Below are 8,127 nucleotides of genomic sequence, written 5' to 3'. Positions count from 1 at the left end.
CCCCGCCGATCCCCTCGATCGCGCCGTCGGACAGACGCAGAAGGATGCCGAGGAGCAGACCGGCGGCCACGTCGATCGAGCGCACCGCGAGCAGACCCCGCGGGCGCGACCGCCGCAGGCCCATGAGGACCGGGATGCCGAGGGCGATCCAGACGAGCACCTGGACCACCGCCGGCGCCGCCGGATCGGGAAGGACGTCCGGGATGAGGTGGACGACCACGGTGGCCGCGCCGAGGCCGACCATCGCCCACCCGAACAGCGCGCCGCCCCACCCGTCGACGACCGCGTCGTCGGTGGTCCAGGACCGTTGGTGGGACCCGCGCCTTTCGGAGCGGCGGGTGGGGAGGGACATGGACGCAGAGTAGAGCGGGCATCGACCGTCCGGTCGGGTGCGCCGGGCGGGCGGCGGCATCCCGTGTCACCCTTCACCCGCTGACTCACCTGCACGGCGAGGGCACACGCACGAATGCCCCGTCGCACAGGACGGGGCATTCGTGGAGCCGGGCATCCACCGCGGGTGCGGGCGAGAGTGCGGATGCCGGAGGGCTGCCTGCGAGGGAGGACGACCCTCCCCGCGCAGGACGTCCTCAGCGCTTCAGGAAGTCGATCAGGACGCGGTTGAACTCATCGGCGTGGCTGACGTTCACACCGTGCGGCGCACCCGTGACGACGTGCAGCTCGCTGCCGGCGATGGCCTCGTGCGTCCGCTTGCCCGATCCCTCGAAGGGCACCGTCGAGTCGCTGTCGCCGTGGATGATGAGCGCCGGGACGGTCACGTGCGTCAGGTCCTCGCGGAAGTCGGTCGTGGCGAAGGCCTCCATGGACTTCAGCGCGGCGTGGTGGTCGGCCTGGTTCGCCAGCCGCTCCGCCTCGACCTGCTCCTGCTGCGGAACGGCCAGCGAGCCGTTCACCGAGAAGAAGTCGGTGGTGAACTGGTGGTAGAACGCCTTCTCGTCGTCCTTCAGCCCCTGCTTCATGCCATCGGCGGTCGCGTCGTCGAGCGGACCCTCGGGGTTGTCGTCGGTCTGCGCCAGGTAGGGCGGGACCGCGGCGGCGAAGACGACGCTGTGGACGCGGTCGCTGCCGTGACGGGTGAGGTAACGAGCGACTTCTCCGCCGCCCATCGAGAAGCCGACGAGGGTCGCGTCGCGCAGGTCGAGCGTCTCGAGCACCGCCTGCAGGTCGTCGGCGAAGGTGTCGTAGTCGTATCCGGTGCGCGGCTTGTCGCTGCGACCGAATCCGCGACGGTCGTACGTCACGACGCGGTAGCCGGCCGACTCGAGGGCCGGAACCTGGTGGCCCCAGGATTCGCCCGAGAGGGGCCAACCGTGGATCAGGACGACCGGGCGACCACTGCCGCCGGTGTCGTCGACGTGCAGGTCGATGTCGGTCAGGAGTCCGTGGTGTGCGGTGATCTCGCTCATGACCCATGATGGTCCGCGCTCTTCCTGGACGATGACCGACGGTTGACGCGACGGTCTCGGATTGGTAACGAGCGCGGAGGATCGACCCGTCAGCACACGGGGGTCCCCGGCGCAACGGTTCGGATCGAGCCCGAGACGCTCGTTAGCCTCTCGCCATGGTCCCGACCCGCATTCCCGCCGTCGCCCTCCTCGCCGCCGTGGCGCTCGCCGTCAGTGCCTGCGCCCCGTCCACCGGCAACGGGGGGTTCACCGACCGCGAGGGCGTCCGCGCCGTCACCACCGCCGAGTCTGCCGCGGGCGGCCGGGGTTTCGAGCTCGACGTCGACGACGGACGGTGGGAGATCCACGTCGCGGTCGGCGACCGCGAGGTCGACGTCCGGGTGAGCGCCGACGGATCCGTCGTCGAATCCTCCGAGGACGACGGCGACGGGATCGACACCGACGACCGCCGGGCGCTGGAAGCGGCCACGACCACCCTCGCCGATGCGCTCCGCATCGCGGCATCGCAGAACCCCGGTGACGACCGCATCGAGAGCGCCTCGCTCGAACGCGAGAACGGCAGCGCCGTGTGGAAGATCGCGTTCGAGGGCGATGCCGCGGTCCGCGTCTCGGGCACGGACGGCTCGATCCGCTGAGCGGACAGATCCCGCACCGGCGCGCAAGCCCCGCGAGCGAGGACCGCCTGTCCCGTCGCGATCACTACACTCGGCGCATGATTGCAGCGCGAGGCACGGACGGTCATCATCCGCGCTCCCGGGTGACCCCGGGCGTCCGCGGCACGAGGACGGGGCCCCTTCAATGAACGATCTCGCCCTCAACATCGTCCTGGTCGTCGTGTTCGTGCTCATCGGCGGGGTGTTCGCCGCGACCGAGATGGCACTGGTGACGCTTCGCGAGAGCCAGGTGAACGCCCTCGCCGCGCGCGGCAAGCGCGGTCGCAAGGTCGCCAATCTCGCCCGCAATCCGAACACGTTCCTCTCCGCCGTGCAGATCGGCGTCACGGTGGCCGGTTTCGCCTCGGCCGCATACGGCGCCTCGTCCATCGCCCCGTCGGTCACCCCGCTCTTCACCGGACTCGGCCTCGAGCCGGCCGCCGCGGCGACCGTCGCCACCATCGCCCTCACCCTCGTGATCGCCTACCTGTCTCTGGTGCTGGGCGAGCTGGTGCCCAAGCGTCTCGCGATCCAGCGCAACGCCGCCTTCGCCTACGGCGTCGCCCCGGTCCTCAACGGTTTCGCCACTCTCATGCGACCCGTCATCTGGCTGCTGTCGATCTCGACCAACGTGCTGGTGCGTCTTCTCGGCGGCGATCCGAACAAGACCGGTGAAGAGCTCACCGAAGAGGAGCTGCGCGACATCGTCTCGAGCCACGAGGGTCTCCCCGCCGACGAGCGCCGCATCCTCGACGACGTCCTGTCCCTCCGCGACCGGCACGTCAGCGAGGTCATGCGCCCCCGCCCCGAGGTCGTGACACTGGATGCCGCCGGCACGATCGCCGAGGCCCGCGAGCGCGTGCGCGACCTGCCGTTCTCGCGCTACCCGGTGGCCGAGCAGACGATCGACGACGTGATCGGCTTCGTGCACGTGCGCGACCTGTACGACGACACCGCGCGCTCGCTCACCGCGGTCGTGCGCGAGATCCGCTACATCCCGTCCACCGCCCGCGTCCTGCCGACGCTCACCGCGATGCGTGCGGAGGGGAGCCACATCGCCGTCGTGGTCGACGAGTACGGCGGCACCGACGGCATCGTCACGCTCGAGGACCTCGTCGAGGAGGTCGTGGGCGAGATCTTCGACGAGTACGACACCGATGCCGAGCAGCCGCTCGCCGAGGGCGAGCACGGGACGGTGGAGGGCCGGCTCAACCTCCAGGACTTCGAGGAGGCCACCGGGGTCGCCCTCCCCCGCGGCGCGTCGGACACGGTCGCGGGTTTCGTCATCGAGCGGCTGGGCCGCTTGGCGCGCGTGGGCGACACCGTCGAGGTGGACGGGGCGACCCTGCAGGTCAGCGCCGTCGATCGCCGGCGCGTCGCCGAACTGCTGGTCACCCGGCATCCGGTCGACGACGACGCCGACGACGCGGACGCGCGGGACTGACCCGACCCTCTGTAGGCGAAGGCGGGCTCAGGCGACCTCTCCTCCGAGGGGGGCGATGCCCTCAGCCGAGGTCGAAGTGGTGCCCGTTGATGGCGAACAGATCACGGTCGCCGTCGGGGAGGAATCCCGCGGGTCCCGTGGCGCTCGCGTCGCTCCGGCTGATCATGCGACCCATGCTCGCCCTCCGGACGAGGTGAGGGCAGGGCTTGACATCGCACGAGCGCGCCCGGGCACTCTTGGAATCAGATTGTGCACAACTCAGTTGTGTGCAATAGTTCTCTCATGCCCGCCGTCGACTCGCTCGTGTGCTTCGCCCTCTACGCCGCGAACCGCACGACCACCCAGGCCTACCGCGTGCTGCTCGAGCCCTGGAACCTGACGTACCCGCAGTACATCGCCCTGGTGACGCTGTGGTCCGACGGCCCGCAGACGGTGGGCGGCCTGGGCGACGCGTTGCAGCTCGACTCCGGCACCCTGTCGCCCATGCTCGCCCGCATGGAGGCCGCCGGCTACGTCACGCGCACCCGCGGCGGCGACGACGAACGCATCGTCACCGTCTCGCTCACCGCCCGCGGCTCCGCCCTGCGCGACGAGCTCACGCACGTCCCCCGCTGCATCGCGGCGGGCGCAGGACTGACGGATGCCGACAGCGCCCGCGATCTGATCGATGCGCTGCACCAGTTGACCGAGGCGATGAAGAGCCTGCGCGATCACCCCGACACCGTCCTCGACGCCGTCGGGGCGCCCCGCCGCCGGGCGTGACGCCCGATCCCACCGACCGTCCCCAGAAAGGAACATCATGGACGTTCTCTACACCGCAGAAGCCGTTTCGACCGGCCACGGCCGCACCGGTCACGTGACCGCCGGCTCCTACATCGACCTCGAGGTCGCCCCGCCCACCGAGATGGGCGGCTCGGGCGCCGGCACCAACCCCGAGCAGCTGTTCGCCGCCGGGTACGCGGCCTGCTTCCACGGCGCTCTCCACGCGGTCGCGCGCGGTCACAAGGTGAAGCTCGAGGACTCCTCGGTCGGAGGCCGCGTGCAGATCGGCCCGAACGGCCAGGGCGGCTACCAGCTCGCCGTGCTGCTCGAGGTCGTCCTGCCCGGCATCGAGTCCGAGCTCGCCCAGCAGCTCGCCGACGAGGCCCACCAGGTGTGCCCCTACTCGAACGCGACCCGCGGCAACATCGACGTCACCGTCACCGTCTCGGAGGACTGACCTCTCTCGACCCCGGGGCGGGGCGCTGAGCCCCACGTATCGCGCCCCGTCCCGGCCTGCTCGCGCAGGACCCGACGCCGCCCGCCCTGCGCGGGCGGCGTCGCTGCGTCCGGCGCGTCACGTCAGGCGCAGCTCCGCATCGCCCTTGGCGTACGAGCGGCGCAACCACTGACCGAATCCCGGCTGCGCCAGGCACGCCGCCGGTCCGTCGCACGTCACGACAGGGTCGTGCGCGGCGTACATCTCGTACACGTCGACCTTTCCGTCGAGCTCGGTGCCGAAGACGTTCGCCGGCTCGTGCTGCGAGGGATAGCCGATGTAGTAGGTCACGGCATCCGCCGCCATCCCCACCGACGGCGCGACCGCCCGCACCAGCGAACCGACGCACGAGTGGTCGGGATGGTCGCCCCGGGCGAAAGCGCTCTCGTGGGGGATGTTCGTCGTGATGCGATCGGCACCTCCGGCATGGATCAGCTCGGCGATCGTGTCGGACAGACGGCCCGCGTCCAGCGTCGGACCGTCGTCGATAGGTTTCAGCGCCGGCACGATGCCGTTGATCAGCTGGGTCAGACCGGCATCGCCCGTGCTGGGAAAGCCTTTGGCGCTGAGGTTGCCGTCGGGCAGACGCAGCACGGTCACCGAGAGACGGGGGTCGTCGCTCGGTACGAACCGCGTCACGCGGGCGCCGCTCAGCAGCGTGATCTCGCGCGTCTCCCAGGGCGCCGTGCTGCCCCGCATGAGGTCGTAGGCGGCGCGGATGCCCGCCTCGCGCTGCTGCGCGTACGCCAGTCCGCGACCCGCGTCGCCCGCGGTCACGAAGATCGTCCGCAGCGTCGCCCCCGAGGCGATGACCGTGCTCAGGTGCGGGTTGGCGAAGATGATGTCGTCGTCGGCGTGCGCCCACACGGCCACCGTGGTGTCGGTGCCCGGCTCTTCGAACGCGGGCGACTGCTCCCGCGGGAGCGCATCGGGCACGGGAACGATCGGGCTGAGCTTGACCCACGTGCCCTCGGGCCCGGCGGAGCGACGGATCTCGCGGTACACCAGGGCACCTCCGCCCAGGGCGGCGAGTCCGCCGATGGCGATCCCGCCGAACAGCAGCGCTCGACGACTGAGCCCGGGACGCGCGGGCGCCCCCTCGGGCGGGGAGGGTTCCCCGGTCGAAGGCTCGTCGATGTCACTCACGGCGACTCCGTCCTGTCATGCGCCCCCCGGCGACGGATCTCGGATTCCGCGCCCGTGGGCGCCTTCCGACGCTATCGCGCCCGGGGCGGCATCCCGGACACGCACCTCCGCGGCGGCACCGCCGCGCGGGCGTGTGAGCCGGTCGCGGCGATCCATCATCCGACGGGTGAACCGCGCGCCCCGGCAGCCCGCACCGAACGCATCGTCGATCCTCAGCGCTTACCTAAGGAGGGCGTCGACACTCGCCCTATGCAGACGTCCTCACCGCCGCGGTCACTGTCGCCCGTAGCCCTTCGCGTCCGTGCGGTCCTGAACGAGTGGGACCCCATCGGCGTGCACCTCATCGGCCGGGGATGGCCCGACGACGAGTACGACGACCTGATCCTGCCCATCCTCGAGGCCCTCGACGTCCGACCCTCCGTCGACGATCTGGCCGCGGAGCTGCGCGGCGTGGTCGAGATCGACTACGGGCTCCCCGCCCCGGACGGGTGTCACGACGTCGCGCGTTCGCTGCTCGCCCTCTCCCGCTGAGCGCTAACCGGCCTCCGCGGCCGATGCAAGCCCTCCGGCCCCGTCAGGGGGCCGCGTTATGTTCGCGCCCATGGCCGATCTCACGCGTCCCCAGACTCCCGACCCGTATCCGCTGCTCCCCTCCGTCGCGTCGTTCGACGTCACCAGCGACGACGTTTCCGACGGGCAGCCCCTGAAGGACGATCAGGTCGCCGAAAAGGGCAACACCTCTCCGCACCTGCGCTGGTCCGGCGCACCCGAGGGCACGAAATCGTTCGTCGTGACGGCCTTCGACCCCGACGCTCCGACCCCGAGCGGTTTCTGGCACTGGGTCCTCGTCGACGTGCCCGCCGACGTCCAGGAGCTGCCCACGGGAGCGGCGAGCGCCACCCTGCCGGACGGCGCCTTCCACGTGCGCAACGACGGCGGGGAGTCGGGATTCATGGGCGCCGCTCCCCCGCAGGGCGATCAGCCCCACCGGTACTTCTTCGTCGTGCACGCGGTGTCCGAAGAGACCCTCGGCGTCGACGCGGACGCGTCCCCCGCGGTCGTGTCGTTCAACCTCGCCTCCAAGACCCTCGGCCGCGCGATCCTGCACGGCACATACCAGCACTGAGGCCGGTCATGACGACACGCGACCAGGACTTCGACAAGGACGAGACCGTCGCAGAGGTGGAGGAGCGCGTGCAGGCGCGCTTTCCCGCGGCGCCCGACGAGGTCGTCCACGATGAGGCGGTGGCCGCCGTCGACAGATACGCCGACGCCCCCGTCAAGGACTTCATCGAGATCATCGCCGAACGCGACGCCCGGGCCGCGGTCGCCGACACCCTCGACGGCGCGTAGGCCCGCTCAGCCGAGCTGCAGCTCCGCCTCGGTCTTCGGGTAGGAACGCTGCAGCCACTCCCCGAACTTGCGGGTCTTCAGGCACGCGGAGCGGTCCGCGCACCGGATGACCTCGTCCTGCTGCGTGTAGATGCGGTAGGTGTCGACCTTCGCGTCGAGCACCGCACCGTCGAGGTTGCGCGGCAGGTCGAGAGAGGGGTAGCCCACGAAGTAGCGGATGCCGGGCCCCACCGTCGCGTCCGCGCTCAGCGCGTCGCGCACGATGCTCCCCACGACCGAGTGGTCGGGGTGGTCGCCCGGGGCGAAGGCGCTGCCCCGCGGGATGTGGGTGAGGGTCAGGGCCGGCGCGAGCGCGGTGCCGAGTTCGCGGACGGACGCGAGCAGCTGGTCCCGCGTGACCGCCGGGCCCCCGTCGATCGGGGCGAAGCTCGAGATGCCGCCGTCGTACAGCTTGCTCAACGTGGCGTGCCCCGTCGCGTCGAAACCGGCTCCCGTGATGTTGCCGTCGGGCAGACGGAGGAAGATCACCGACACCCGCGCATCATTCTTGGGGGTCAGGCGCCGCGCGTGCAGCCCCGTGTTCAGCGTCAGTTCGGTGGCGTCCCACAGCCCGTCCGTTCCGCGCATGTGGTTGTAGGAGCGCAGGATGCCGAGCTCCCTGGCATCCACGTATCCGCCGCCCTTGCCCGCGTCGCCCGCCGTGACGAAGACCGTGCGCACGCACTGACCGGCGGCGATGGCGTCCGAGATCGTGGGGTTGGCGAAGATGATGTCGTCATCGGGGTGCGCCCACACGGTCATGACCGTGGTCGACCCCTCGCATCCCTGGGCGGCGGGGGATGGGGGGAC

The 8,127-nt window shown here is 71.0% G+C and carries 10 protein-coding genes and 1 pseudogene; 7 read left to right on the top strand and 4 right to left on the bottom strand.

The features are described from left to right. Together DBR36_RS17655 and DBR36_RS08245 are read right to left on the bottom strand one after the other, a co-directional pair. Positions 1–352 (bottom strand): annotated as a pseudogene (locus DBR36_RS17655) (hypothetical protein); the annotation flags it as partial. Between the two features lie 235 nt (positions 353–587). Further along, positions 588–1,424, bottom strand: coding sequence for an alpha/beta fold hydrolase (locus tag DBR36_RS08245; RefSeq protein ID WP_108318434.1), 837 nt, complete (start codon positions 1,422–1,424; stop codon positions 588–590). A gap of 155 nt (positions 1,425–1,579) precedes the next feature. On the opposite strand from DBR36_RS08245, the gene DBR36_RS08240 reads away from it, so the two are divergent. The 4 genes from DBR36_RS08240 (at position 1,580) to DBR36_RS08225 (ending at position 4,740) form a co-directional block, all read left to right on the top strand. Then, positions 1,580–2,059 carry a hypothetical protein gene (locus DBR36_RS08240; protein WP_108318432.1) on the top strand — a complete coding sequence of 160 codons (480 nt, stop codon included), beginning with the start codon at positions 1,580–1,582 and terminating at the stop codon, positions 2,057–2,059. 163 nt (positions 2,060–2,222) lie between these two features. Further along, entirely contained in the window at positions 2,223–3,521 is a 1,299-nt protein-coding gene (locus DBR36_RS08235) for a hemolysin family protein (RefSeq protein ID WP_108318430.1), read from the top strand. Between the two features lie 282 nt (positions 3,522–3,803). Continuing rightward, the gene (locus tag DBR36_RS08230) at positions 3,804–4,283 is read left to right on the top strand and encodes a MarR family winged helix-turn-helix transcriptional regulator (protein ID WP_108318428.1); all 480 of its coding nucleotides are present in this window, start codon (positions 3,804–3,806) and stop codon (positions 4,281–4,283) included. Between the two features lie 37 nt (positions 4,284–4,320). After that, positions 4,321–4,740 (top strand): organic hydroperoxide resistance protein, encoded by a 420-nt coding sequence (locus DBR36_RS08225; RefSeq protein WP_108318426.1) that lies wholly within the window; start codon positions 4,321–4,323, stop codon positions 4,738–4,740. 117 nt (positions 4,741–4,857) lie between these two features. Here the strand turns inward: DBR36_RS08225 and DBR36_RS08220 are convergent, their stop codons facing one another. Beyond that, positions 4,858–5,925 carry a PIG-L family deacetylase gene (locus DBR36_RS08220; protein WP_108318423.1) on the bottom strand — a complete coding sequence of 356 codons (1,068 nt, stop codon included), beginning with the start codon at positions 5,923–5,925 and terminating at the stop codon, positions 4,858–4,860. 249 nt (positions 5,926–6,174) lie between these two features. On the opposite strand from DBR36_RS08220, the gene DBR36_RS08215 reads away from it, so the two are divergent. The 3 genes from DBR36_RS08215 (at position 6,175) to DBR36_RS08205 (ending at position 7,278) form a co-directional block, all read left to right on the top strand. After that, on the top strand, positions 6,175–6,456 hold the full coding sequence (locus DBR36_RS08215) for a hypothetical protein (protein WP_108318421.1): 282 nt from the start codon (positions 6,175–6,177) through the stop codon (positions 6,454–6,456). A 70-nt stretch (positions 6,457–6,526) separates the two neighbouring features. Further along, positions 6,527–7,051, top strand: a complete 525-nt coding sequence (locus DBR36_RS08210) for a YbhB/YbcL family Raf kinase inhibitor-like protein (RefSeq protein WP_108318438.1) — start codon at positions 6,527–6,529, stop codon at positions 7,049–7,051. An 8-nt stretch (positions 7,052–7,059) separates the two neighbouring features. Then, a complete protein-coding gene (locus tag DBR36_RS08205; protein ID WP_108318419.1) occupies positions 7,060–7,278 on the top strand; it encodes a three-helix bundle dimerization domain-containing protein in 219 nt (72 codons plus the stop codon). A gap of 6 nt (positions 7,279–7,284) precedes the next feature. Here DBR36_RS08205 and DBR36_RS08200 read toward each other — a convergent pair. After that, the coding region (locus DBR36_RS08200) for a PIG-L family deacetylase (RefSeq protein ID WP_146185282.1) at positions 7,285–8,127 on the bottom strand (843 nt) is incomplete at its 5' end.

It is taken from the genome of Microbacterium sp. HMWF026, assembly GCF_003061325.1.
Lineage (GTDB): Bacteria > Actinomycetota > Actinomycetes > Actinomycetales > Microbacteriaceae > Microbacterium > Microbacterium testaceum_E.
This window is presented reverse-complemented; position numbering and strand designations above follow the sequence as displayed.